Source organism: Planococcus chinensis, assembly GCF_042681545.1.
GTDB lineage: Bacteria > Bacillota > Bacilli > Bacillales_A > Planococcaceae > Planococcus > Planococcus chinensis.
In genome coordinates this window covers 228,402-252,427 of the sequence record NZ_JBHUFW010000005.1, presented here as the reverse complement: position 1 = coordinate 252,427, position 24,026 = coordinate 228,402, and the positions used below count along the sequence as shown (strand labels likewise).

General features: G+C 50.1%; 23 protein-coding genes and 1 pseudogene. 15 read left to right on the top strand and 9 right to left on the bottom strand.

Annotation, left to right across the window (positions count from 1 at the left end; all coding sequences use genetic code 11):
• Positions 1 to 52 precede the first annotated feature (52 nt).
• Positions 53 to 1,066, bottom strand: a complete 1,014-nt coding sequence (locus tag ACFSDB_RS08850; protein WP_377339807.1) for an STAS domain-containing protein — start codon at positions 1,064 to 1,066, stop codon at positions 53 to 55.
• 260 nt (positions 1,067 to 1,326) lie between these two features.
• Between ACFSDB_RS08850 and ACFSDB_RS08845 the strand changes: the two are divergent.
• Positions 1,327 to 2,126, top strand: a pseudogene (locus ACFSDB_RS08845) (ZIP family metal transporter).
• An 80-nt stretch (positions 2,127 to 2,206) separates the two neighbouring features.
• Here ACFSDB_RS08845 and ACFSDB_RS08840 read toward each other — a convergent pair.
• Together ACFSDB_RS08840 and ACFSDB_RS08835 are read right to left on the bottom strand one after the other, a co-directional pair.
• Positions 2,207 to 3,430, bottom strand: coding sequence for a DNA/RNA non-specific endonuclease (locus tag ACFSDB_RS08840; protein WP_204891937.1), 1,224 nt, complete (start codon positions 3,428 to 3,430; stop codon positions 2,207 to 2,209).
• A gap of 232 nt (positions 3,431 to 3,662) precedes the next feature.
• Positions 3,663 to 4,307 carry a peptidoglycan-binding domain-containing protein gene (locus ACFSDB_RS08835; RefSeq protein ID WP_204891936.1) on the bottom strand — a complete coding sequence of 215 codons (645 nt, stop codon included), beginning with the start codon at positions 4,305 to 4,307 and terminating at the stop codon, positions 3,663 to 3,665.
• A gap of 290 nt (positions 4,308 to 4,597) precedes the next feature.
• On the opposite strand from ACFSDB_RS08835, the gene ACFSDB_RS08830 reads away from it, so the two are divergent.
• The 8 genes from ACFSDB_RS08830 (at position 4,598) to ACFSDB_RS08795 (ending at position 10,781) form a co-directional block, all read left to right on the top strand.
• Positions 4,598 to 5,266 (top strand): vWA domain-containing protein, encoded by a 669-nt coding sequence (locus tag ACFSDB_RS08830; RefSeq protein WP_204892143.1) that lies wholly within the window; start codon positions 4,598 to 4,600, stop codon positions 5,264 to 5,266.
• A 96-nt stretch (positions 5,267 to 5,362) separates the two neighbouring features.
• Positions 5,363 to 5,872 carry a YfiT family bacillithiol transferase gene (locus ACFSDB_RS08825; RefSeq protein ID WP_204891935.1) on the top strand — a complete coding sequence of 170 codons (510 nt, stop codon included), beginning with the start codon at positions 5,363 to 5,365 and terminating at the stop codon, positions 5,870 to 5,872.
• 167 nt (positions 5,873 to 6,039) lie between these two features.
• Positions 6,040 to 7,026 (top strand): YhdH/YhfP family quinone oxidoreductase, encoded by a 987-nt coding sequence (locus ACFSDB_RS08820; RefSeq protein WP_204891934.1) that lies wholly within the window; start codon positions 6,040 to 6,042, stop codon positions 7,024 to 7,026.
• Between the two features lie 66 nt (positions 7,027 to 7,092).
• Positions 7,093 to 7,902, top strand: coding sequence for a tryptophan-rich sensory protein (locus tag ACFSDB_RS08815; protein WP_204891933.1), 810 nt, complete (start codon positions 7,093 to 7,095; stop codon positions 7,900 to 7,902).
• 178 nt (positions 7,903 to 8,080) lie between these two features.
• On the top strand, positions 8,081 to 8,758 hold the full coding sequence (locus tag ACFSDB_RS08810) for a type 1 glutamine amidotransferase domain-containing protein (RefSeq protein ID WP_204891932.1): 678 nt from the start codon (positions 8,081 to 8,083) through the stop codon (positions 8,756 to 8,758).
• Positions 8,759 to 8,761: 3 nt separating this feature from the next.
• The gene (locus ACFSDB_RS08805) at positions 8,762 to 9,046 is read left to right on the top strand and encodes a putative quinol monooxygenase (protein ID WP_204891931.1); all 285 of its coding nucleotides are present in this window, start codon (positions 8,762 to 8,764) and stop codon (positions 9,044 to 9,046) included.
• Between the two features lie 204 nt (positions 9,047 to 9,250).
• On the top strand, positions 9,251 to 9,748 hold the full coding sequence (locus ACFSDB_RS08800; RefSeq protein WP_204891930.1) for a TspO/MBR family protein: 498 nt from the start codon (positions 9,251 to 9,253) through the stop codon (positions 9,746 to 9,748).
• Positions 9,749 to 10,205: 457 nt separating this feature from the next.
• A complete protein-coding gene (locus ACFSDB_RS08795; protein WP_204891929.1) occupies positions 10,206 to 10,781 on the top strand; it encodes a DUF2269 family protein in 576 nt (191 codons plus the stop codon).
• Positions 10,782 to 11,024: 243 nt separating this feature from the next.
• Here the strand turns inward: ACFSDB_RS08795 and ACFSDB_RS08790 are convergent, their stop codons facing one another.
• Positions 11,025 to 12,074 (bottom strand): aromatic acid exporter family protein, encoded by a 1,050-nt coding sequence (locus ACFSDB_RS08790; RefSeq protein WP_204892142.1) that lies wholly within the window; start codon positions 12,072 to 12,074, stop codon positions 11,025 to 11,027.
• Between the two features lie 294 nt (positions 12,075 to 12,368).
• On the opposite strand from ACFSDB_RS08790, the gene ACFSDB_RS08785 reads away from it, so the two are divergent.
• Both ACFSDB_RS08785 and sstT read left to right on the top strand, forming a co-directional pair.
• Positions 12,369 to 13,163: an LTA synthase family protein gene (locus ACFSDB_RS08785; RefSeq protein ID WP_204891928.1), complete on the top strand. Its 795-nt coding sequence runs from the start codon at positions 12,369 to 12,371 to the stop codon at positions 13,161 to 13,163.
• A 272-nt stretch (positions 13,164 to 13,435) separates the two neighbouring features.
• Positions 13,436 to 14,707 carry a serine/threonine transporter SstT gene (gene sstT, locus ACFSDB_RS08780; protein WP_204891927.1) on the top strand — a complete coding sequence of 424 codons (1,272 nt, stop codon included), beginning with the start codon at positions 13,436 to 13,438 and terminating at the stop codon, positions 14,705 to 14,707.
• Between the two features lie 110 nt (positions 14,708 to 14,817).
• On the opposite strand, the gene ACFSDB_RS08775 is transcribed toward sstT, so the two are convergent.
• Positions 14,818 to 16,485, bottom strand: coding sequence for a DUF2207 domain-containing protein (locus ACFSDB_RS08775; RefSeq protein ID WP_204891926.1), 1,668 nt, complete (start codon positions 16,483 to 16,485; stop codon positions 14,818 to 14,820).
• A gap of 145 nt (positions 16,486 to 16,630) precedes the next feature.
• On the opposite strand from ACFSDB_RS08775, the gene ACFSDB_RS08770 reads away from it, so the two are divergent.
• The 3 genes from ACFSDB_RS08770 to ACFSDB_RS08760 all read left to right on the top strand — a co-directional run bounded on the left by ACFSDB_RS08770 (position 16,631) and on the right by ACFSDB_RS08760 (position 18,579).
• A complete protein-coding gene (locus tag ACFSDB_RS08770) occupies positions 16,631 to 17,119 on the top strand; it encodes a DUF1648 domain-containing protein (RefSeq protein WP_204892141.1) in 489 nt (162 codons plus the stop codon).
• A 211-nt stretch (positions 17,120 to 17,330) separates the two neighbouring features.
• Positions 17,331 to 17,888, top strand: coding sequence for a cysteine hydrolase family protein (locus ACFSDB_RS08765; RefSeq protein ID WP_204891925.1), 558 nt, complete (start codon positions 17,331 to 17,333; stop codon positions 17,886 to 17,888).
• Positions 17,889 to 18,150: 262 nt separating this feature from the next.
• The gene (locus tag ACFSDB_RS08760; protein WP_204891924.1) at positions 18,151 to 18,579 is read left to right on the top strand and encodes an OsmC family protein; all 429 of its coding nucleotides are present in this window, start codon (positions 18,151 to 18,153) and stop codon (positions 18,577 to 18,579) included.
• A gap of 103 nt (positions 18,580 to 18,682) precedes the next feature.
• On the opposite strand, the gene ade is transcribed toward ACFSDB_RS08760, so the two are convergent.
• On the bottom strand, positions 18,683 to 20,410 hold the full coding sequence (gene ade / locus ACFSDB_RS08755) for an adenine deaminase (RefSeq protein ID WP_204891923.1): 1,728 nt from the start codon (positions 20,408 to 20,410) through the stop codon (positions 18,683 to 18,685).
• 467 nt (positions 20,411 to 20,877) lie between these two features.
• Here ade and ACFSDB_RS08750 point away from each other — a divergent pair, with 467 nt between their 5' ends.
• Positions 20,878 to 22,197, top strand: coding sequence for a short-chain fatty acid transporter (locus ACFSDB_RS08750; protein ID WP_204891922.1), 1,320 nt, complete (start codon positions 20,878 to 20,880; stop codon positions 22,195 to 22,197).
• A gap of 96 nt (positions 22,198 to 22,293) precedes the next feature.
• Here ACFSDB_RS08750 and ACFSDB_RS08745 read toward each other — a convergent pair whose 3' ends face one another.
• From ACFSDB_RS08745 to ACFSDB_RS08735, 3 genes are all read right to left on the bottom strand, one after another.
• Positions 22,294 to 23,169, bottom strand: coding sequence for a YitT family protein (locus tag ACFSDB_RS08745; RefSeq protein ID WP_204891921.1), 876 nt, complete (start codon positions 23,167 to 23,169; stop codon positions 22,294 to 22,296).
• Positions 23,170 to 23,381: 212 nt separating this feature from the next.
• Positions 23,382 to 23,684 carry a TIGR04104 family putative zinc finger protein gene (locus tag ACFSDB_RS08740; RefSeq protein WP_204891920.1) on the bottom strand — a complete coding sequence of 101 codons (303 nt, stop codon included), beginning with the start codon at positions 23,682 to 23,684 and terminating at the stop codon, positions 23,382 to 23,384.
• A gap of 54 nt (positions 23,685 to 23,738) precedes the next feature.
• Entirely contained in the window at positions 23,739 to 23,954 is a 216-nt protein-coding gene (locus ACFSDB_RS08735; protein ID WP_204891919.1) for a hypothetical protein, read from the bottom strand.
• Positions 23,955 to 24,026: the final 72 nt, after the last annotated feature.

The following is a 24,026-nucleotide window of genomic DNA, read 5'->3' as shown; positions in this document are numbered from 1 at the left end:
CGCTTCAGCTTTTGCTGGGGCGGCATTTCTTGTTTTGGAATGGAAGGACAGCTTAGGAAATGGTCCGGCCGCTTTTTCCTAGCGCATAGTAGATGCCGTGCTGGAGGCTTTGCAGGCATTCGAATTTATTCAGATTATTATCGGATTGGGTGATCACCATCGCCAGTTCCGGCGACACGCCAACCAATATGGTTTCGATGCCCAGAAGCCGGGCAGAGGCGCCCAGTTTGTCGATCAGCATGGCGGTGTGTTCGGAAATGTGTTTGTGTAGTCCGGTCAGGTCAAGCAGCAGGTATTGCGCCTGATGTCTCGGCAGTTCGCTCAGTGTATTGTACATCAGATCTTCCGAACGGTCTTCATCGTAACTGCCGATCATCGGCACGACTACGATATTTTCCAATACCGGGATGATGGGGGAAGAAATCTCTTTAACAAGGTTCTGCAGCATCATCGTCTTCTCATCAACCATCCGCTCGAGTTCCCGAATCTTCGCCGCTTCCTGTTTTCTCGACATCTCGTGGATGTTCGACTGCACGGTAATATCGGACGGATAATACTCAACGATGCTGTAAGGATTCTCTTCATTTTGACTTTGGATTGTTTTGTACCAGAAGTTTGTGCCGAAAAGGCCGGTCAATACACCGGCGTAATGGGAAGGAACGAAGATGCCTTCTTGTCCTTTCTGTTTTAGCTGGTTCATTTTGTACTCCCAGTCATCTTGTATATGAAGCGTGAAATGTTTCGTCTCTTCGTCCATCTTAACGATTTTCACTTTGCCCCAGCCTGCGGGTGCATATGTATTGGCCAACCATTCGACCACATTTGAGGTGTTGATGTTTTTCATGTGCAGAAATCCTTCGCCCACGACGATACCTTGGCGGAAACCGGTCGTTTCCAGCACAAGGTTTGTGGCTTCGGTTCCTGCGATTTCCCGGATGGAGTCAAAGAACGTTTCCATGGCTGAAACCCAGAAGAACACGACGTCCCCGCCGTCAAATAAGACTTCTCCTGTCTCTAAATCCCATTTCAATTCTACATCGCCGACTGTAAGTTGTTTTTTCATCATCATAAGTCTTCCTCCGATTTGCTGGCTTTTCCCATTTATTTTTTATGAGCAGCTGTTCCGTAATGAACAATTTAATAAGTTTGATATTTTATTCCCTCAATGGCAAAAACTATGCACCACAGAAAATATATATGTGTGAACACCGGACTGTTCAATCAAAGGTTTCCTACAAGCGCTGGGGCTGAGCGGTTGTTTAGTTCTTTTAGAAACAAGGAAATACATGCTAGTAAGGGAACGTAGTGGGAATAGGGGGCGAAATTATGGCTGATTGGTTTGTGGGTCTCTCACCTGTATGGCAAGCGCTGATTGCTTCCCTATTTACATGGGGCGTTACCGCTTTAGGCGCGGCTTCCGTTTTCGCAGTCAAAACAGTAAAAGTGAAGCTGATGGATTTCATGCTTGGGTTCGCCGGCGGCGTGATGATTGCGGCCAGCTTTTGGTCACTGCTGGTACCGGCAATCGATATGGCGGAAGATGTAAGCTCTCTGCCGCCCTGGAGTGTCGCCTCGATCGGTTTTCTAGGAGGGGGGCTTTTCCTTTCCCTTCTGAACCGATACGTTCCTCATCAACATCCTTCTGACAAAAATGCAGGGAAAAATACGAATCGAAGCAAATTGCTCCTATTGGCCATTACGCTCCACAATATTCCCGAGGGCTTGCTGTGAGCGTCGCTTTTGGCGCGGTTGGAGCGGGCCATGAGTCTGCTTCGCTTACTGCAGCTGTCGCGCTGGCACTCGGAATCGGCCTTCAGAATTTCCCGGAAGGTGTCGCCGTTTCCATGCCGATCCGAAGAGAAGGGGCATCCAGAAGAAAGAGTTTTTTCTATGGGCAGGCTTCGGCATTGGTGGAACCGGTTGCGGCGGTGATCGGGGCGGTTGCCGTCGGACTGATGCAGCCGCTGCTGCCATACGCGTTGTGTTTTGCTGCAGGTGCGATGATTTTTGTCGTAGCTGAAGAAGTCATCCCGGGTTCCCGTGAAAATGGAAATAACGGACTTGCTGTCAACAGCCTGATGCTCGGCTTCGCCGTCATGATGATTCTGGATGTAGCGCTCGGCTGAAAAAGACAGCATTCTACATAGACAAAAAATCCGCCTTCTCTTAGGAGAGGGCGGATTTCTTTTCGGAGTACTTTCAGGGTTTATTCGCCGACCATACCGTCACCATCTCGATCATCCATATACTGATACAACCAATGATCGCTCGTAATCGGCATAGGGAAACCGGCATCTTTGGCTTCTTTGATCGTCACTTGGCCATTGCCGTTCGTGTCCACACTCGAAACATCGCCGCCTGTGTTGGCAGGGGCTGCTTCTGCAGGGGCACTTTCTGCAGGTAGACTGGCGGGCTCACTGCCGGTTAACCCGAGTGAGGCGTTCACTTCATCCGGGTTCACATTGTCGAATGTATCAACGACTTCATTGCCCATCACCGTGTACGTGTACTGGTAATGTGAAGGAACCTGCGTGTCCGTGTCCGGATAGGTGATGATTGCTTCAAAATCGGTCGCTCCGCCTGCATCACGGATGACGTCTTCCATATAAGCCTGGTCGCCATGGCGGTTCAGCGTGCTTTCCTGTGGCGTGATGTTATAGGCATTCGACACACCGCCGAGCGAATCCGCGATGACATGCCCTTCGTCTAAAATGTCGCTTTCGACGCCCGGAACCTTCGCTTCATCGGCGTAATACCTGCCCTCTGATGTAACGGGTTCGCTGTTGTCGTCCTGGACAATGATTTCTTCAGCTACGACACGCACGAGCTGCCCGTGTTCATTTGTAAAAGCCCAGTATTCCCGGTCCCCAAACCCGATATCAACGACGATGTTGGCTTTGCGGGTTCCGGATAAATCGCCGCCATCCACTTCAATAAGAGAGTATCCGGCGAACAGTTCATTCTTTTGTTGGGCTGCTGCTTTTTCTTTCTCAGCCAGTTCCTGCGCCGCTTTCTCTTTCGCAAGCGCTTCAGCCTTCGCTTTTTCTGCGGCTGCCTTCTCGTTCGCCAACTTCTCAGCCGCCGCTTTTTCAGCAGCTTCTTTCTCTAGCGCCAGACGGGCTTCTTCTTTTTCCTTTTCGAGCGCCGCCTGTTTCTCAGCTTCTTCCTGAGCAAGGCGCTGTTCTTCAGCTTTTTCTTTCTGCGCTTCCATCTGTTCACTTTCGACGTCGGCTGCAGTTTGGACTTCGTCTGCTGTCGATCCGACGCCGATAGTAGAACCAATAATCACTGCAAATGAAACACCCGCCGCAAGGCCCGCTTGCTTAACCGTTAACCCTTTTTTGAATAAGGCACTGACGAGCAGCATCACAATGCTCGCCGCAAAAGCGAGTAAGGCAAGCAGCAACAATATAATAAATAAAACATTCATTTCATATTTCCCCCTGTTTTCTCTCTAGCTAGATCTATATTGCTATTTCTAAAGAAGACTATAACATAATTTGGAAGGTAAATACTAGGGTGGGTAAATTTTTGATTGGAATTATTTGGATTCTGCTGTTTGGAATTGAAAATGCCCACCCGATTTTTCGGGTGGGCATTCCTTATAATGAGATCAACTTGACCAAGCTTGAATAAGTTTCTTCTATAAATAATGAAATGAACTACTGATATTCCGCATAAATTGCGACCCAAGTATTCACGCCGACAATCCCATCAACTTTCAAGCCTTTGTCGGCCTGGTACTGCCGAACATTTCTTTTGGTCTCGGGGCCAAAGATGCCGTCAACCGCAGTTTTCAATCCGTACTGGTTCAATGTCCATTGGAGAAGCAGCACTTCCATGCGATTGCTTCCTTCGCGCAGTGTAAATTGATGCTCCGGTGCGATGTCCATCAAATTTCTCAGCTCGGCCGGCAGTTCTTCTTCTGGATCTGTTGGTTTTTTATGTTCGGCATATAGGGCGGCCCAGGTATTGATACCGACAATGCCATCGACTTTCAAGCCTTTATCTTTCTGGTATTGCCGGACGTTTTTGTCGGTCTCCGCTCCAAACACGCCATCCACTGCCGTTTTCAAGCCGTACTGGTTCAATGTCCATTGGAGCAGTTTCACTTCAATCCGTGTGCTCCCTTTGCGCAGCGTATACTGATGCTCCGGGGCGACGGTCATGAGATTCGCAAGGTTGGCAGGGAGCTTATTTTCCTGCATTGCAGTTTCATGGCTTGTAGCTTTCACAGGCTGAAAGGAGAGGGGAGAGGCGGCCAATACCCCAGCTGCCAGCAATATCGGAACCCATTTCTTTTTCACGGCTCATTCCTCCTGAATTTGTAGTTGCCCCCTAAGTACCCAGTCTATGATGAACCGAAACGGTCTTATAGAAAAATAAAAGACTGTGGATCTGCAGCTTTTTTGGGACAGCGGAAAAAGGAGTATGCCTGTAACGTAACCATAGTTTTATTCCTAATAATTTACATATATAGGGATTCACTGTCATTCAGACCGCTAAGAAGCTATACTTTAGAAAAAGAAGCATACAGGGGGCGTACGTCTTGGGTTTATTCGATAAACTGTTTAAGAAACCGGAACAAGAAAAGAAAATCAGCGGAATCAACATAAAGAAAAAAGCGGCAACGATCGTATTGGAGAAGAAGAAGTTGACCGGGGTTTCGGCCAGAGTCGGCGTGGTGCTGGATATTTCAGGTTCGATGCGGAAACTATACAACGAAGGCGTCGTGCAGGATGTGGTGGAGCGGGTGCTCGCAGTCGCGAGCCAGTTCGATGATGACGGGGAGCTGGATGTCTGGGTCTACGACAACGAGTTCTCGCGGCTTCCGGCAGCGACCGAGGCGACGTTCATGGGCTATGTGGAAAAGAACATCCTTTCGAACTCAGGCGTCCACAAATTCGGCCGCAACGACGAACCGAAAGTGATGGAAGATGTGATCCGCAAGTATACGAAACAAGACCCGAGCGGCGAGCCGGTATTCCTTGTCTTCATCAACGACGGCGGCTGCAAGCCAGGGATCAAGAAGTTCATTGTGGAGTCCTCAAGCCAGCCGATCTTCTGGCAGTTTGTCGGGATTGGCGACTCGAACTTCGATGTCCTGCGGAAGCTCGATACGATGGAGGGCCGCGTCGTCGACAACGCGAACTTCTTCCATCTTGACGACATCAGCCAGGTATCGGATGAAAAATTGTACGACCAGCTGTTGAATGAGTTTCCGATGTGGTTAAAGGAAGCGAAAGCGAAGGGGATTTTGAAGTAAACGCTCAAGGCTCCAGTTTACAAAACATCAGCCCATTGTTATATTGAGCGTGAATGCGATGGTTCACAAATACGGATAAGGAAAGAGGTTGGACAAATGGATGTGAAATTCCCCATTGGAAAATTGGATGTTCCTGAACACGTAACAACTGAACATGTGCAAGAATGGCTCGAGAAAATCGGCACTTACACGACGCGCTTGAGAGAAGCGGTCGATGGTTTGGAAGACGAACAGCTCGGCAAGCGGTACCGGGAAGGCAGCTGGACGGTGCGACAGCTCGTGCACCATATCGCCGATTCACAGCTGACGATGTATCAGCGCCTGAGACTGGCGTTGACGGATGACAATCCGACGGTCCCGCCTTTCGACCAGGAAAAATGGGCGGAACTTCCGGACAACGAATTGCCAGTGGAAAGCTCAGTCCGCATTCTGGAAGGCTTGAATGAGCGGATCGTCGCCATTGGAAAGAATGTGACGGACGATCAACTGAAGCGCGTCTTCACCCACGAAACGAACGGTGAGATTAGTGTCGCCACGAAACTCGCCAAACTATGCTGGCACGAAGAGCATCATCTGGAGCATATTAAGATTGCTTTAGCGAACTGAATCGCCAGGGTGACAACTGTGCGATACAATCATAATCTTTCAACCAACGGCACACCCGCTGCAGCACGCTGGCGGTGTGTTTTTTATTTTCACCAGCAGGGTTTTACTGGAAAACAGTTTGGCTGCGAAGCCATTACGGGAAGAGATAAGGGAGGAGGGATATACGGATGGATTCTTTTAAAGCGATTGTAGTGAAAGAGCAGGGAGAAGAAGTGGTTTACGGCGTGGAACAAGTAGGCGAGGCACAGTTGTCAGAAGGGAACGTCACGATCAAAGTGGCGTATTCGTCGATCAATTACAAGGACATGCTGGCGGTGCAGAAAAAAGGCGGCGTGATCCGGAATTACCCGATGATTCCGGGAATCGATTTGAGCGGCACAGTGGTCGAGTCGGAAGATTCCCGTTTCCAAAAAGGACAGGAAGTCATCGTCACCGGATTTGAAATGGGCATGAGCCATACGGGCGGCTTCGCGGAATACGCAAGGGTGCCTGCGGATTGGGTGGTGGCGTTGCCGGAAGGGTTGAGCCTGCGTGATGCGATGGTCTTCGGGACTGCCGGATTTACGGCCGCCTTGTCGATCTTGGCCTTGGAGAAGAACGGCATGGACCCGGAACAGAATCCGAGAATCCTGGTGACCGGTTCGACAGGCGGCGTTGGCAGCATCGCGGTGCAGATGTTAGATAAAATCGGCTACCGGAACATCACGGCATTGGTCCGCAAAGACCATCAAGTGGATGTGTCAAAAACGCTCGGTGCGCATAGCGTCATTTTCCCGGATGATTTAGGCGAGCTGAAAAAGCCGTTGAACAAGGAAAAATTCGATTACGTCCTGGATACGGTTGGCGGGGACGTCACTTCTGTGTTGATTCCTCAGCTGTCCTATGGCGGCAGCATAAGCACGTGCGGAATGGCAGCCGGGATTGAGCTGAAGGCGACAGTGCTGCCGTTCATCCTGCGCGGCGTCAATTTGCTCGGCATCGATTCGGTCAATGTGCCGATCGACAAGCGCCCGGCGATTTGGGAGAAGATGGCGAAGGACTGGAACATTGCCGGAACGACATTGGTGGATGAGATTTCGCTTGAAGAAGTGCCGGGAACGATTGAGGCTATCAAGAACGGCCAGCACCTCGGACGGACCATTATAAAGTGCTAGCCGGCTAAAGCAACTCTTGGAAGAGAGGCTTTGGGCAATAAAAAATACCGAAAGGATGGGTTCACTGTGGATGGAAGCACGCAGAAAAAAGTAACGTTATTCACCATATTGAATCTGGTTTTTTATTTTTTGACGCTCGGCGTCAATTACCTTGGCTCATCGGGTTTTTTCGCGGGGAATAGCCAGAAGGACATCTCCGACGAATACATGACGCTCATTTCCCCGGCGCCGTTTACGTTTTCGATTTGGGGCGTCATTTATACGCTGGTGCTGATTACGCTGGTCTATTTGTTCGTCAAACGGAAAGATGCGGGAGTCAGCAAGCTCGCAGGGATGATCTCGCCGTGGTTTATTTTGAGTTCGGTATTCAACATGGCCTGGATCGTCGCGTTCTCTTATGAAGGGCTCTTCATCTCCACGATTTTAATCATCGGCCTCCTGTTCTCATTGCTCGTCATCATCGGAAAAATCTATACGCACCGCTTCCAAGTGCCGGCGACTTTGGCAGGGCTCAGCTTCACGCTTTACGCGGCGTGGGTAACCATCGCGACTGTCGTCAACACGGCGCTGCTGTTGGTGCAGCTGGACTGGAACGGCTTCGGCATTTCCTATTCGGTCTGGACGCTGATTATACTCGGCGTTGCCATCGCGTTTGTGCTCATTTATATCTCGCGGTACAAAAACGCAGCTTTCCCGCTTCCATTGGCATGGGCATTCTTCGGGATCTACGGTTCGTATACAAGCGGACGGGTCAACCCCGAATTGGCATCGGCCATCCAGTGGCTGCTGATCGCGGGCATCGTGATCTTTGTGGCCGCGGCGGTATGGCGGTTCATTAAAAATGATAAAGCTTTTTTCCCGAGAGAGACGGTTTAAGGGTACATGAAATAAAACAGGCATACCAGCTTCTTTAAAAGAGCTTGTATGCCTGTTTTTTTGCAGCATGAAACATATGACAACTGGAATTGTCGTTCTTGTCAGTTTGTTTGAACCCGAAACCATTCGGGAAAAACTAGTGTCAGGACGATTTATAAATCAGAGGAGGAAACTCAACATGGCAAAAGTATTAGCAGTCTTATCAAGCGGACACACGGACACGGAAAACAACTACGAAACCGGCTGGTGGGCGGAAGAACTGTTTGCGCCGATGGAGATCTTGCAGAAAGCGGGACACCAAGTAGACTTGGCGTCGCCAAAAGGCGGCAAGCCGACGCTTGACCAGGCCAGCATCAGTGAAGACTACGACCCGGAAGGCAAATACAAAAAAATGTATGAATCCGGCTTAGCAGACGACACAAAAAAACTATCAGACGTGAATGCAGAAGAGTATGACGCGGTGTTCATCGTCGGCGGCCACGGCGCAATGTATGACCTCGCTGAAAACGGGACGCTGCATAACATCATCAATTCGGTATACGACAACGGAAACATCGTTTCGGCTGTCTGCCACGGACCGGCGCCGTTGATCTGGACAAAGCGTCCGGACGGCAAGAGCATCATCGACGGCTTGGACGTAACCGGCTATCCGGAAGCGGTTGAACCGGAAGGGCTTCCGGAGATCCTGCCGTTCAGCCTGGAAGGCAAAATGAACGAAATCGCCAATTATTCTTCAGACCAAAAAGTGGTATGGGGCAATGAGCAATTGGTGACCGGGCGCGATCCGTTTTCTTCTGAAGCGCTAGCCGAAGAATTGGTGAAAGCGCTGGATAAACGAAGCAAGCAGGTGAACTGAGCGATGGAACCTATCGTCATTACGGCAATCCTGAAAGCGAAGGAAAACATGGAAGAGCAATTATTGGCGGAATTGATCAAGGTGCAGGAAGGTTCCCGTGCAGAAGCGGGTTGCCTGAATTATGACCTCCACCAATCCATCGAAGACGGCACGTTCGTCCTCCACGAAACATGGAAAGACAACGACGCGTTGGAGAGCCATGTCGGCTCAAGCCATTACCAGGAATACCGCACGAACACGGCGGACCTGCTTTCCAAGCGGGAAGTCTATAAGCTGAAGGCCATCTAATTCGTTGGCGAATAAGTTTCAGAGAATGCTAAACACAGAACTTTGCGGAGAACCACCGCGGAGCTCTGTGTTTTTTGTGTTGAGAGGAAGGAGGTTTATGTTCTGCTAGATTGGAAAGAGGGTATCCTTTTTCTAAAGGACCGATTGCCTGAATGGGTGGTTTCAAAACCCTTTCGACACACGAAACTGAAGGAGGAAATTAGCATGGAATTGTTCAAAGTGAACGGCAAAATCAACTCCGGGAAATTGGCGCTTAGCATCCTGGTGCCGACGCTCGGCGGCTCATTGGCCGGCGCGTTTGCAAACCGAAATACCCAGGAAGAATACGGCGAACTGAAAAAGCCTTCATTTTCCCCGCCGCCTTGGATCTTTCCCGTGGCATGGACCGCCCTTTACACTTCGATGGGCGTGGCAAAATACCGGGCGGCCCAAAAAGCAGCATTGAAAAACGAGGAAGCGAAAGTGCTTGTTCCCTATAATCTGCAACTGGGCCTGAACTTCCTGTGGTCATTCTTGTTCTTCAAATGGGGACTGCGCGGCACAGCGCTTGCGGAGATGGTGTTGATGCTCGCGGCCATTACCTGGACAACGTATGAGTTTTACCAATACGACCGGACAGCCGGCACGCTTATGGTCCCGTATATTGCGTGGGTTATGTTCGCCATGGGCTTGAACGCTTCGATCTGGCAGTTGAATAAATGAACGAGAGGAAAATCGTTTAAACGGGCAAAGGAAATTTAAGCAATGTTGACTATGCAATAAAATCCATCTCAAATTTTGGAGGAGTGCTTGCCTGCTGAGTCAAAGTGAAACCCAATTATGAAAGTTAAGTAAAAAAAATAATGAAAGGTTTTTCTAAAGACAGATTTTTTTAGGGGAAGTATTGAGCTCCTTTTGAAAGGGATAAGCAAAACACTTATATTTTTTCATTGTAAAGAATTCTAAATATTTAGATAAATTATGGTTTTTATCTTTTGAAAGGCGTATAATAATTACGAATTTAACTGCACCAACGGGCTTTAGGTATTGAATTAGACATTAAAAAGGAGGGAGCGCATCGCAAACAAGAACGATGTAAATTTTATTGCCGGCATCAACAACGGAAGCCAAACACGAAACCAGTGTATCGATGTCTTAACTGGAGAAGAGGAAGAGAACGATGCTTTACAATGTTGTATTGTTTCTCCATATACTAGGTGCAGTGATCATGTTTATGGCAATTGCGGTTCTTGCATTATCGATGCTGTCCATGCTGCATTCAAAAGACACGGAAGACGTCAAGCGCTGGTCGGGAATTGCTGTGAAGATTGATGCATTGTTTCCGCTAAGTACACTGTTGATATTAGTGCCTGCCTTATATCTCGTCTTTTCCGAATGGGGCTGGGGGGCGTCTTGGATCAATGTGTCGTTAGTGGCGCTTTTAGGAAACAGCTTTTTAGGCCCTGTGATCAATCTTCGGCGTCTGAAAGGGATTTTGGCCGCAGCAGAAGCGGAAACGGATACAGTACCTTCAAGTGGCTTAATGAATAAAGTAAGAGACCGGGTGCTGTGGAATTCCGTTTCCATCATGACCATGCTGATTGTGGGGATTCTTTTCCTGATGGCGGTTAAACTCGCTTTGGTCGGTTCATTGATTACAATGGCGCTTGCTGTAGCAGCGGGCTTTGCTTTGTCGAATTTTATTCTGGCCAAAACCCGACAAGAGACTTCCACAGATACTGTATCGTTTAGATGAAAACAGTAAAATGCTTTGGAAAATCGTGACATGTTGCGAAGAAGTTTATTTTATTTAGAACAATTGAGTAACACAAGAGCCGTCCTTATTGGAGGTAGTCGGTTTTGGGGATGGCTTGTATGTTTTAGACAATGGGAAATCGCCATAATGGTTTCTTGTACATTCATGAATAGTAAACAGCCGTGTCCGAAACTAAACTGTTTCAGGCACGGCCGTTTTTAAATTGTTTAATTATAGATGCCCCTATGATTTTTCCGCTTCCTGCACGGCCTTCACGCTATTCGGATCAAAGAACTTATCAACCAAATCATAGATCGTCATGAGCTCGTAGAGGATCGTGAACTCCGGCGGGAAGAGGGTGGGGTGCAGGGCGTCGTTTGCCGGCACCCGTTTGCTGTTTTCCCAAAACAGATCGGTGATCTTTTTTAATTTGTCCTGGTGCTTTTCGTGGTCGTAATGGATGGCGTGCTGCAGATCATCTGCAAGCGCCGTGACGGCATGCATAATGATGTCCCGTTCGGCAGCTGTCCATTCGATGTCCTGGAGCGGGACACGGAGCAGGGCGTTCAAATGATACTCGAAATTGTCCAGAAACAGCAATTGCCTCTCGGCCATCCGAAGCTCGGCTTCCCGGTTGCGGACCCAGGGGTAAAAGCTCGCTTCATCGCGCTGGTAATGGACCAGTTTCTCGGTCTTTCGGATTTCCGTCGTCAGCTGCTTCACAATTTTCTTGTCTTCCTGAAGATTCGCATCCCCATCGAAAAGGATCGTCCGGAAGGTATGTTCAAGCAGGCTTCCGGCACGCGCGCTGATGCTGTGGATGCTTTTCAGGATATCCGTACTGTAGTTTGGCGGGAAGACGAGCATATTGACCGCGGTCGACACCAGCAAGCCAATCGTTGTCGTCCCCAAGCGGATGAAGAAAGAAACCAGCACATGGTCGTGAATGACTTCCACCATCGCGACGGAAGTCAATGTGGCGACGAGCAGGCCGGCATGCAGGTTGAGCCGGTAGCAGACGAGAATCGTGGCGACAGCAGCGAGTGTATAAGTGATCGGGGAATTCCCGAAGAGTGTGATGAAGAGAACCGCGAACGCAGAACCGATGGCTGATGCCGGGAACCGGACCAGTCCTTTTTTGATCGAATCGCTGACCGTCGGCTCGATCGTCACGATGGCCGTGATGACCGCAAAGACAGGCGGCCAGCCGAACCATTCGCAAATGACGGCTGTCAAAAAGATGGCGATGCCGGTTTTCAGAATCCGGCTGCCATTGAAACGAAAGGATCGCATCATCGTTCAACCATCCTTTCTTTGATGTAATAAATTCACTGTAGTCCAGTATATCATCCATTTCTATACGGATTATTGGGAATTTCTAATCAACATGATGTAAATGATGGTTGAAAAGCGCGTTCTCCATTGTGGAATTAATTTTTGAATCTTTTCCAGTTCATCTTCCGTATAATTATAACAAGATAGAAAAAGCACTCCATTTACGAGGGCGTTCCTTTATGAACGTTCATCCGATTAAGCGGCTTTTTGAGGTTTTGTTTCTCACTCACTTTTTGCGAAAGGCATGATTCCATGGGCATCGTTTCACTTGTCATCTTCCTCTTTTTTCTTCCATTCGCTTGGCTTTTCTGGACCGGCATGAATTCGAAAGCCGGCAAGACCAAAAGAGCCAATTGGAAAATAGCCTTAGTGGCTCTTATTGCGGTGCTCTTCATCAGCGTTGTTTTAAACTACTATTATTCCAACGTCTATCAGCTTTCATTTTTCCAGAATGGCTTGGAAAGCACCATTGCCCTCATTATCTGTGGCGCGTTTCTGCTGATTGTTGGCATCGTCAACGTCATCGTCAGCATCCTTTTCAAAGGAGCTCCGAAATCGGTCCATAACCCTAAAATGGCATGGGCTGTCACGGGGGTGCTGTGTGCCGTCATCCTGTTTTTCACCATGTGGGTTTATCCGCTAGGGGAGAAGGCGTCCTATATCCATAAAGTCCAAAAAGCGCTGGCGATGTCCGAACAGCAGCAAGCCGACGAGGAAATCACGGTGCTGTTCCTGAGCTCCGAAAAAGAATGCATGCGGACTTCCTCATCAAACTGCAACAACGAGAACTACAAAAATTCATTTTTCCTCAAAAACAATTTAGACGAGCAAAAAGAGGTGCAGGTACGCATCCGGGCGCTGAATTCCGAACAGCAAGAACTGAAGGTGGTCGAGTCCGAGGTCATGACGCTCGAAGCGGGGGAATTGAAATTGGTCGAGACGGAAGAAACTTCGGATGACGAGAGCCTTTGGAGCCGTGCTTCCTTTGAAACCGATTCCCGGGTCCGCTCCTACGAGTCGTTATACAGATTCCGGGATGCCAATTAATATAAAGCTGCCAGATAAGGGCAATCAGGCGCTCTTTTTGTACCCATGGCGCTTATAGGAGAATATAAGCAGGGACCAGTCAATCGGACTGGTCTTTTTATTCGTGGCAGCGGTTCAATTGGATTAACAATTTGATTTTATAAAAAATTTGTTTTATTCGTTCAGTTCTTTGTATAGAATAGGGATAGATTGAAAATGGCTGCTGGTCTTGCTGAGGGATGGCAGAGGGGCGGCCGAATTGCATCTTAGAAGAAATAACAGGGGGAATGGGTATGAAATTATTGAGCATGTGGAACCGGATCAGTCTTGTGAAACAAATCTTGATCGGCTTGGTCTTAGGGGTGGTCTTGGCGGTTGCGATTCCGGAAACGGCTGCATCGTTGACGATTTTCGGCACGCTGTTTGTAGGAGCGCTTAAAGCGATTGCGCCTGTCCTGGTATTGTTCCTGGTCGTGGCATCGATTGCCCAGCACAAAAAGGGCCAGCAAACGAATATGAAATCAATTGTCTTTCTTTATTTACTGGGTACGTTTTTGGCAGCGGTTGTCGCAGTCGTTGCAAGCTTCATCTTCCCGGTCAACATCGCGCTTACGCAAGGGGCTGAAGGCCTGACGCCTCCGGGCAATGCGGTTGAAGTGATCAAGACCTTGGTGTTGAACGTGGTCGACAATCCGGTCAATGCGCTGGTGAATGCCAATTACATCGGCATCTTGGCTTGGGCGCTTGTCCTTGGCCTGGCGCTGCGAAACGCCGCGGATACGACGAAAACGGTCATCTCAAATGTTTCGGATGCAGTGGCGAAGATGGTCGGCTGGATCATCAAATTCGCTCCGCTTGGCATCATGGGTCTTGTCATCGAGTCGATTACGACAAACGGGCTTTCATCGCTTCTCGCCTACGGCAAATTGTTGGCGCTGTTGATCGGCTGTATGGTGTTCTTGGCGCTTGTCGTCAACCCGCTTATCGTATTCATCAACATCCGCCGCAATCCGTATCCGCTGGTATTCAAATGCTTGCGTGAAAGCGGCATTACGGCATTCTTCACCCGCAGCTCGGCTGCAAACATTCCGGTCAACATGACGTTGTGCGAAAAACTCGGCTTGGACAAAGACACGTATTCGGTCTCTATTCCGCTTGGCGCGACGGTCAATATGGCTGGAGCCGCGATCACGATTTCCGTGTTGACGCTCGCTGCGGTCAATACGCTTGGCATCCAAGTGGATATCCCGACAGCGCTCATGCTGAGTGTGCTGGCGGCTGTAAGTGCCTGCGGTGCTTCTGGTGTGGCAGGCGGCTCATTGCTGTTGATCCCTCTGGCGAGCAGCTTGTTCGGAATTCCTAATGAAGTGGCGATGCAAATAGTCGGTGTCGGCTTCATCATCGGCGTGCTGCAGGATTCATTCGAAACGGCTTTGAACTCTTCAACGGACGTGTTGTTCACGGCGACAGCTGAGTACAAAAAGCGTTTGAAAGAAGGCCATGAAGTTGTTGTCGGAAAATCTTTCGAAATCAACACACCTGCTAAAGACTTGGTGAAAAGTTAAGTTTTTTGCTTGAATTTATTTAGAGCTTCTATGAAAAAGGTAAAGCACCGCTCCGATTGCCGGAGCGGTGCTTTTTGCATTATTGGAATTTGTACTTGGAATACTGGACTTTAGAACGCCCCAGACCCTCCGCCACCGCCGCCGACTCCTGCACCGGAACCGGCCACCCCGCCGCTTGCACTCGCGGTAGTAGTGGAACCGGCTGAGACGAATATGGCAGTCATGAAGATCGGGTTCATGACGAAGCTTGATCCGTCTGCTGCGGTATTCGCGGAAGTAAAGATTCGTGCTTTCCGTTCGGCGGTTTTAAGGTCGCTGCCGAGCAGGTAGGCGTAGGCGCGCTGTTTATCATCCGGACTCAAGTGGTTCCACTGCGCTTCCGGCAAGTCTTGCATGGCGGCTTTCAGTTTCCGCCAGTTGTGGCGGATTTCGAGCCCGTCAAATGTGATCGGCGAGTAGGCGACGGCAAAGCCGAGCGCAAGCGCCGCAAAGACGATGGAAAAGAACATCGCCGGGAAGAGCTTGTAGATGCCAGTGTATATGGCAAGCCCGATAAAGAACCCGCCAAGAATGCCGGCAGTCCAGCGCATGGCCGGATGTTTCTCGTAAAAGCCTTTCGCTTTCACTTCATGGCTGATGCCTTTATTCCATTCGGCGATGGCTTCGTTGTAGGCGGGATGATTAAGATCGTTTTTCGTGAATTCTTCCACTTGCCCGAGCGTAAATTCACTGCCGTCGCCTATGCGGTCGAACAGTAAGCCGATCAACGTGGCTTCATGATCGTGGTCGGTCTTCCGGTCGATCAGCTGGAAATGGTCTTCCGACAGCTGTCGGACATTGCCTTTTCGCATGAGCTCAAGAATCGCTGCCGAAATCGCATTCGGCGACAGGAGCGCCGAGTTGGTGAACGCGAGCAGCGCGGGAATGCTCATCGATTCTTTCGGGACGAAAAATTCATACGGGTAATTGCGGATCTGGCGCTTGCGCTTGAACGCGCGCATCCATGCGAACAGGATTCCTCCCAGCAGCAATGCGCCCGCAATCACAATGGCCGGGATTCCAATGTTCCGTGCTGTTTGCTGATTCTGCGCGAAAGCGGCTGCTTCGTTTTCCAGCTCTTCGCGGTCCTTGGCAAGATCGTCTCGTACCGTACCCTCAGTTGCCGTGACAGCAGGGAATAGCTCAGGCTCGAAAATCGCACGGACATCGGCATTTTCACCGTCCGGCACGGAACCGAGCTCGAACAGGACAGCACCATCATCCGTGATGCGTTCTGTGCCAAAGGCCTCTTCATAGCCAAGCGCCTCGGCATTTTCCGCCGGCGATGGCGGCGTGACGGAAATCGTCATGTCGCCATATTCGCTTTCGTTGCTTTCATCGAAGAACGCCCAGTAGAACTGCGCCCCGTCTTCAAATTTCTCGACCGCATTCTTGATCTCGTAATTCAGGTCGATCTCGATTGTGTCGCCATCATCGCCTTTGCGGTGAATCTGGTAAACGCCGTCTTCCATCTCGACCCGCAGCGGCTTGCCGTTTTCCGTAGCCGTGAAGTTCTCGATGGTCGTACCATCTTTTGCGATCAAGCTGCGCGTGATGCCGTTGAAATCATCATCGAACTCGTACGTGAACCGTTCTGTGACAACCGCTGTGCCGTCCGCATCCAATTGTGCATCGATCCGGACTTCAGAAATTTCAAAATCGATTGCGTATACCTGCGTCGGGACGAGGACAACCAACACGAACGCCAGCAGGTACGGCAGAATTCTTTTGCTTTTCATGATCCATCACCTCTTGTCTGATAATACGATTGGGGAAGGGGAAGGTTTCAGAGAGGGGGAATAAACCCGGCTGTCTGATGCTGTGATGACTGAAACTATTGGGAAGTTTATTCGTAAAAGAGGAAAGAGGAAGGGGAACTTTATGATGAAGCAACCTAAAATCAAAATTCCCAAAACGCTGCTCGAAACCATTTTCGATGCAATCGGCATCACTTTTTATCTTCTGGCAATCATTTACCTGGCGATGGTATTCGGCGGCTTGCCGGACCGTGTGCCCGGGCATTTCAATGGAGCCGGCGAAGTGGACCGCTGGGGAAGCAAGATGGAACTGATCATCCTGCCGCTTGTCGGGGGAGGGCTGTGGCTCCTATTCACGGTACTGGAGAAATATCCCCATGTGTACAATTACATCAATCTGCGGGAGGACAACCTGGAAGCGCAGTACAGAAACGGCCGGCTGATGCTGAATGTCCTGAAGAATGAAATAGTGCTGTTTTTCAGCATGATTACTTATTCGATGATCCAAATCGCGCAAGGGGAGGCAGAAGGGTTAGGGAGGATTTTTCTGCCCGTCTTTCTGGGAATCATTCTTGTATCGTTGTTTGTATTCATGTTTCGGATGGTGAGGATGTAAAGAAGAGGATTATAGAGCAAGTAGAGAAGAAAATTCTCGATGACGATTCAAATTCCATGTGATAAAATCTGAATAATCTTACATTTAGGAGTGTATCGGAGGCACTTATAATGAAAAAAATATGGCTTTCAGCAGAAGATCTTCTGCGGAGACAATGTAGGCGCAATCAAACAGTCCGATACTTTTTCCAAATCAGGGAGGAGAAAACCAGTTGAATCAGACTTTATTAATCATTGATGCTCAACAAGAATTGATAGAGGGTACTCAAGAGGAAAGTGCGGTTTTCAATAAAGACGTCCTCATTAAGAACATTAACAAAGTCATCGGAAACGCCAAAGATGCGAATGTGCCAGTGGTATTTGTGCGGGATCGCGATGTGGCAGAGGGCCAAGGCAAAGGATTTCAAGTCCATGAAGAAATCAATGTGCCTGCAGGCGTGAAGGTTTTCGATAAGTCTGCGACGAATGCATTTCACGGGACCGCCCTGCTGGATCATTTGAAATCGCAGGAGATTGGCCACATCGTCATCATGGGCTGCAAAACGGAATACTGCATAGACAGTGCAGTCAGAAGAGCTACGATGTCCGGCATGGATGTAACCTTGGTCGCTGATGGCCATTCGACAACGGACAATGGTGTGTTAAGTGCTGAACAGATTATCAAGCATCATAATCGCGCGCTTCATGGGCATGATAACGTAGAGCACTTTTCATTGGTCCGCAATGCGGAGGAAGATTTGTTTCAGCCAACCCATGATGATTACCGATGAGGTCGAGAAGTGATGGGAGATTCTTTCGATTTAAAGTGGGCCGAATCTGCGTGCAGCGGGTAAATCAATAACGAAAAATGAAAGCGCCGGCTACTCTTGTAAAGAGATGCCGGCGCCTTTCGTTTGGAACTACTGATGGATGGCCCCTTATTCCGGCTCAACTGCCACTGGAATACGGCTAAGAAAATGTGCCATTTCGTTTGGAAAAGATTAGCGCTCCAAAGGGATGGATATACTAAGAGAAAAGGGAAAGGGTGATTGGATGAAAGCAAGATTGGACTGGGATGGCGGAATGGCATTTAACGGAGCGACCGAATCGGGGCACCGGATCGTTCTGGATGCCAACGAGGAAAGCGGCGGAGCTAATAGCGGGCCGCGTCCGACCGAGCTTCTTTTGCACGCGGCAGCCGTCTGTACGGGGATGGACATCGTGATGATCCTCAGTAAGATGCGCTTGGACGTGGAGGAATTTTTCATTGATATCGAAGGAAGACGCGCGACGGAACACCCGCGACGGTTTACGGATATCTTCATCACCTATCACTTGAAAGGGGATCTTCCGGAAGATAAAGTCGTTCGGGCGATTAAACTGTCGCGGGATACGTATTGTTCAGTCACGCATTCCCTGAACTCTACATTGACTTACCACTATGTGTTGAATGATGCGCCGGTCGAAACAGTGGAACCGTGAACGCGTAATTTGAAGCATGTTCGCTAGCTTCATGGAAAGATAAATCAGCAATAAGAAAGGCCGCATTTGCCTCGAGGGCAATGCGGCCTTTTTGGGTCATGTTTTATTCCGGTTGGACTGCCACGGGAATATGCTGGAAAGTTGCCACATCGAACAGGCCGCAGTCGGTCAATTTCAGATGCGGAATGACCGACAGGGACAAAAACGACAAGGTCAGGAAGGCATTGAAATGCGTCGGCGCGCCAATCTGCAAGAGGCTCTGATCGAGTGTTTTGAGCTGGGCGTAAACCGCAGCGAACGGTTCGTCGGACATCAATCCGGCTATGGCAAGCGGGAGGCTGGCGAGAACTTCGCCGTCCTGGACAACCACCAATCCGCCTTGCAGGGCGTGAACAGCCTCGACAGCTGACTGGATGTCACGGTCATTTGTCCCGACTGCGATGATGTTGTGGGAGTCATGGGCGACCGTTGTCGCGATGGCCCCGTTTTGGAGGCCAAGCCCTTTGACGATGCCAAGGCCGATGTTGCCCGTTGCGCGGTGGCGTTCAACAACCGCGATCTTCAATAAATCCTGGGAGGGAGCCAATACGAAGGAGCCGTCGGCGACCGGCACTTCTTCGATCAAGTGATCCGTGATGAGGTTGTTCGGATTGATGCCGATGATGTGGGCGGCGGTGCTTTGCCCCATCGGTATACGGAAACTGTCCTTGGCCAGCTCGGCAATGTGCACGGTATCCTGAACCGATTCCGTCGCACTCTTCTCTCGGACCGGTCCTACATAACGGCCGTTCTGCGCCACAAGCACACCCGCTCGGTAAACTTCCGCAATCTCCAGCTCCTCCAAGTTATCGAGAAGCAGGAAATCCGCATCATATCCCGGTGCGATGGCGCCTTTTTGGCGCAGCCCGAAGCACTGCGCCGCATTGAAGCTGGCCATGGAAATGGCGGTGATCGGCTGGATGCCCTGGCGGATAGCAGTCCGGACATTGTAATCGACGCTGCCTTCTTCAATCAGGTCGTCCAGGTGCTTGTCGTCCGTGCAGAACAGGCAGCGCTGGGCATTTTGTTCTGTCACTCCTTCGAGCAGGGCATGGAGATTTTTCGCAACCGATCCCTCGCGCAGCATGACGTAGAGCCCACGCTCCAGTCGCGCAACCATCTCTTCTTTTGATACGCATTCATGATCGGTCATGATGCCGGCGGTGCCATAGACATTGATGTCGTTTTCCGTAAGCCCGGCTGCGTGCCCGTCAATCTGCTGGTTCAGCAAGAGCTTATCGAGCATCGCATCATCTCCGCGCAGAACGGCCGGGAAATCCATCACTTCGGCGAGTCCGAGCACCCGGTCGCGGTAGAGGAACGGCGCCAGGTCTTCGGCCGACAGCGCGGCTCCGGCATTCTCAAATGGCGTGGCCGGCACACAGGAAGGCAGCATCAGTTTGATGTCGAGCAGGGCCGGTTCGGAATCCGTCAGCATGAATTCCAGTCCGTCCGTTCCGCTGACATTGGCGATTTCGTGCGGATCGGTGATGACGGTCGTGACGCCATGCGGCAGCACGACTTGCGAAAACTGCTGCGGTGTCACCATGGACGACTCGATGTGGACATGGGCATCGATCAAGCCGGGCGCGATGAATTTGCCCGTGGCATCGATTTCCTGAACACCCTCATATTTGCCGATTCCTACAATCATGCCGTGGCTGATCGCCACGTCGCCCGAAGTCAGGCTCTTCGTAAAGACGTTGACGATGGAGGCATTGCGAATGACCAGGTCCGCTTTCTTTTGTTTGTTGGCGGCGTCGATTCGGTTTTTCAGTTGGGTTTTCTTCACAATTGTTCAGGCTCCTTTAGTTGTTTCGATTCGGTCGAATAAAAATCTATTGGCTATCTGTTCTCAGGTAGCGAGCAAGCTTTGACTCATTCTACATGAATTGGCGGATAAGCTCTAGCGAAAAAAGAGGAGAATGAATCTAGAATCCACAAGAGCTTTTCATCAATTAACCAACTCAGCTGGTTTCGATGGACTTGCTTTAACAGAAGAAATCTCACAGCACCGGCGCTCCTTAGGACTGGGCGGAGCAATAAGACGAGTGGGCTTCTCGGCTTATTGTGGGAGCTTTGTCCAAAGCGCCGATGCAGCATATAAGAGTTGCTTCTTCGTTTCTTAATTATGTGAATAGGAACCAAATAAATAATTCCCCGATAATATTCAAATTTTTTCAATTTTAGTACAATCTCCTGCAAAAATAAGGTAGCATTAGAAATGGTGTGAATACTTAGACAAAGGGGAGTAGGAAGATGAAAGGAATTATACGTTTTTCGAATAATTTAATGGAGCGCTATTTGCCGGATCCGTTTTTATTCGTCATCATCTTGACGCTGGTGGTTTTCGGGTTGGGGCTCGGGTTGACCGATTCCTCGCCGGTCGAAATGGTAGCGTTCTGGGGTGAAGGGTTCTGGGCGCTCTTAGCCTTCTCGATGCAGATGGTGCTCGTATTGGTCACTGGATTCGTTCTGGCAAGCAGCCCGATTTTTAAAAAGGGGCTGGGCAAGCTCGCGAGCTTTGCGAAGTCACCGGGCAGCGCGATCATTTGGGTCACGTTGGTGTCGCTTGCGGCGAGCTGGATCAACTGGGGATTCGGCCTGGTCATCGGCGCGCTGTTTGCGAAGGAATTGGCGAAGCGCGTCGCGCATGTCGATTACCGTTTGCTGATTGCGAGTGCGTATTCTGGATTCCTGATTTGGCACGCGGGCTTCTCGGGATCGATCCCGCTGTCGATTGCGACAGAAGGACATCCGTTCGCTGACCAGATCGGCATCATTCCGACGAGCCAGACGATTTTTGCAAGCTATAACCTGATTATCGTGGCGGCGTTGATTGTCATTCTGCCGCTATTGAACCGCTTGATGATGCCGAAAAAAGAAGAGACGGTCGTCGTCGACCCGAAAGTGCTTGTCGAACCGGAAGTGGAAGAAGAGACGGCTAAAGCGGTGCGGACGCCGGCGGAGCATTTGGAGAACAGCTGGATCTTGTCGCTGGTCATCGGCGGGCTCGGTATTGCATTCATCGTTTATTATTTTGTCCAGAACGGGTTTGCGTTGACGCTCGACCTGGTAAACTTCATGTTCCTGTTCCTTGGAATCCTGTTCCACGGAACGCCGCGGAAATACTTGATCGCGGTGCAAGAAGCGGTCAAAGGGGCGGGCGGCATCATCGTCCAGTTCCCGTTCTACGCGGGAATCATGGGCATGATGACAGCATCCGGCCTGGCAGCGGTCATGTCGGAAGCGTTTGTCAGCATCTCAACCGTGCAGACCTTCCCGCTATTCGCCTTCCTGAGTGCAGGGCTCGTCAACTTCTTCGTGCCTTCAGGCGGCGGACAGTGGGCGGTCCAGGCGCCGATCATGCTGGAAGCCGCGAAAATGCTCGGCAGCGATCCTGCGAAAGTCGCGATGGCGGTGGCGTGGGGCGATGCCTGGACGAATATGATCCAGCCGTTCTGGGCATTGCCGGCACTGGCCATCGCCGGGCTTAAAGCGAAAGACATCATGGGCTTCTGCCTCATCGTGCTGTTTGTCAGCGGTGTCGTAATCGGCCTTGGGCTTTTGTTGCTGTGAGGAAGAGTTTTTAGATTTAGTTCATATGAAAAATAAAATGCGCCGGATTCTCATGTTACAGAGAATCCGGCGCTATTTTTAATGCGTTCAAAAAGCTTAGTGGATATCCCGCTTTTTGAAGTTTCCGCCTCTGACTTCCGCTACGTCGTAGACGGCGATGAAGGCGTTGCTGTCGATTTCGTAGATGATTTCCTTCATTTTGCTGTCTTCGAGCCGGTTGATGATGCAGGTGATTTCCTTGTATTCTTCATTTGTATAAGCGCCTTTGACGACATTATAGGTGGCGTTTCGGCCGAGCCGGTCGTAGATGGTCTGGACGAGGAGCTCCGGCTCTTTCGAAATGATTTTATAGGTTTTGGAGCCGCTGAATCCTTCTTCGACCAAGTGGATCACTTTGGAAGCGATGAAGTACGCGATACCTGACAGGAACGCGCCTTGCAGGCCGAAGACGAACGATACAATGATGAAGACGAAGACGTTCAGGAACAGGATCATGTCGCTCGTCCCGAACGGCATTTTGCGCGACAGCAGCACAGCAAGCATGTCGATGCCATCGAGCGCGCCGCCGTTCCGGAGCGCAAGTCCCATGCCGAACCCGATGATGATCCCGCCGATCACGGTGACGAGCAGCGTGTCGCCTTCGATGATGGCGGGAACATGGTGCATGAGCGTCGTCGCATAGGCGAGGGACGCGATGCCGATGATGGAGTAGATGGCGAAGCTTCGGCCGATCTGCTTATAGCCGAGGTAGACGAACGGGATGTTGAGGACGGCAATCAGCAAGCCGAGCGGCAAGCCGAACAATTGGGAGCCGACGATGCTGAGGCCCGTGACGCCGCCGTCCGATACGTTGTTCGGAATCAGCACAGCTTCGAGGCCGTAGGCAGTGATGAACGCTCCGATGATGATGGGCAGCGCCCGCTTAAGGATTTTGGTTTTGTTAAGTTTTCGATTTGTGTCTGTTGCACTCATTCTATGTACTCCTTCTTAGATGGATTGCGAGGTTTTTTTTCACGCTAACTTTTAAATATACCTTTCTTTCGGCCTTTTTGGTAGGGAGAGGGCTAATAGAATGAGGGGGAGCTTTGGTATGCAAGCGGAAGAAATACAAAAAAGCAGCTGCCGTTTCAATTGAATCGGCGGCTGCTGAAAGGGCACAATGCGGCGTAAGCTCCATTAAATTCCTACCACATCGGTTCATTTTCATTGCTCAATTCAACCAGATACGGATAAACCGCCAGGAATGCTGAGAAAACCCCGACGGCAAGGGGCAGCATCATTATGATTTCCAAGTCGAAAAACATGGCGGAGAGGATCAAAATCGGCGCTGGAAAGATGTTGAGGATTCCTGTTTTTTTGCGGGAATTTTTGGTGAGGTATTGCCGGGTGCCGCAGTTCGGGCATTCCATGCCTACCCCGAGGGTGAAGGATTTGCGGACCGTTGATTTCCAGGTCCATTGATAGTTGCAGTTCTGGCAGCGTGGCATAGGGTTTCCTCCATTCGTTTAGTGCTTTTTGCCCTCCAAAGGGCCGTTTGGTGCTTATCTCCGTTCAGTGTTCTTCTGCTCTTTCCGGTGCCGGTAACGCCAACTGTAATAAATAATCCAGGCTAGGATGAGCAAGAGAAAAGGGAGCGAGCGGTTTGCCGGGTCCCCGAAAAAGAGGAAGAGGCTGGACAGAAGGAAGAAAGGGGTCATAATGATGAACCACATTTTCACTTCTTTGTTCTTGAAACTTAGTTCAAAGCGTTCTGTCATCGCCATCACTCCTCATTTGGACGCCGGACTCTTATGTATGATTTTATGCGTATAGTAGCTATACGATTGGGA

What these genes read in the sequence shown, in the direction of transcription:
- ACFSDB_RS08850 (WP_377339807.1), bottom strand. Translation starts at nt 1,066, where the DNA reads ATGATGAAAAAACAACTTACAGTCGGCGATGTAGAATTGAAATGGGAT.
- ACFSDB_RS08840 (WP_204891937.1), bottom strand. Translation starts at nt 3,430, where the DNA reads ATGAATGTTTTATTTATTATATTGTTGCTGCTTGCCTTACTCGCTTTT.
- ACFSDB_RS08825 (WP_204891935.1), top strand. Translation starts at nt 5,363, where the DNA reads ATGGATGTGAAATTCCCCATTGGAAAATTGGATGTTCCTGAACACGTA.
- ACFSDB_RS08820 (WP_204891934.1), top strand. Translation starts at nt 6,040, where the DNA reads ATGGATTCTTTTAAAGCGATTGTAGTGAAAGAGCAGGGAGAAGAAGTG.
- ACFSDB_RS08810 (WP_204891932.1), top strand. Translation starts at nt 8,081, where the DNA reads ATGGCAAAAGTATTAGCAGTCTTATCAAGCGGACACACGGACACGGAA.
- ACFSDB_RS08805 (WP_204891931.1), top strand. Translation starts at nt 8,762, where the DNA reads ATGGAACCTATCGTCATTACGGCAATCCTGAAAGCGAAGGAAAACATG.
- ACFSDB_RS08800 (WP_204891930.1), top strand. Translation starts at nt 9,251, where the DNA reads ATGGAATTGTTCAAAGTGAACGGCAAAATCAACTCCGGGAAATTGGCG.
- ACFSDB_RS08795 (WP_204891929.1), top strand. Translation starts at nt 10,206, where the DNA reads ATGCTTTACAATGTTGTATTGTTTCTCCATATACTAGGTGCAGTGATC.
- ACFSDB_RS08790 (WP_204892142.1), bottom strand. Translation starts at nt 12,074, where the DNA reads ATGCGATCCTTTCGTTTCAATGGCAGCCGGATTCTGAAAACCGGCATC.
- ACFSDB_RS08785 (WP_204891928.1), top strand. Translation starts at nt 12,369, where the DNA reads ATGGGCATCGTTTCACTTGTCATCTTCCTCTTTTTTCTTCCATTCGCT.
- sstT (WP_204891927.1), top strand. Translation starts at nt 13,436, where the DNA reads ATGAAATTATTGAGCATGTGGAACCGGATCAGTCTTGTGAAACAAATC.
- ACFSDB_RS08775 (WP_204891926.1), bottom strand. Translation starts at nt 16,485, where the DNA reads ATGAAAAGCAAAAGAATTCTGCCGTACCTGCTGGCGTTCGTGTTGGTT.
- ACFSDB_RS08770 (WP_204892141.1), top strand. Translation starts at nt 16,631, where the DNA reads ATGAAGCAACCTAAAATCAAAATTCCCAAAACGCTGCTCGAAACCATT.
- ACFSDB_RS08760 (WP_204891924.1), top strand. Translation starts at nt 18,151, where the DNA reads ATGAAAGCAAGATTGGACTGGGATGGCGGAATGGCATTTAACGGAGCG.
- ACFSDB_RS08750 (WP_204891922.1), top strand. Translation starts at nt 20,878, where the DNA reads ATGAAAGGAATTATACGTTTTTCGAATAATTTAATGGAGCGCTATTTG.
- ACFSDB_RS08745 (WP_204891921.1), bottom strand. Translation starts at nt 23,169, where the DNA reads ATGAGTGCAACAGACACAAATCGAAAACTTAACAAAACCAAAATCCTT.
- ACFSDB_RS08740 (WP_204891920.1), bottom strand. Translation starts at nt 23,684, where the DNA reads ATGCCACGCTGCCAGAACTGCAACTATCAATGGACCTGGAAATCAACG.
- ACFSDB_RS08735 (WP_204891919.1), bottom strand. Translation starts at nt 23,954, where the DNA reads ATGACAGAACGCTTTGAACTAAGTTTCAAGAACAAAGAAGTGAAAATG.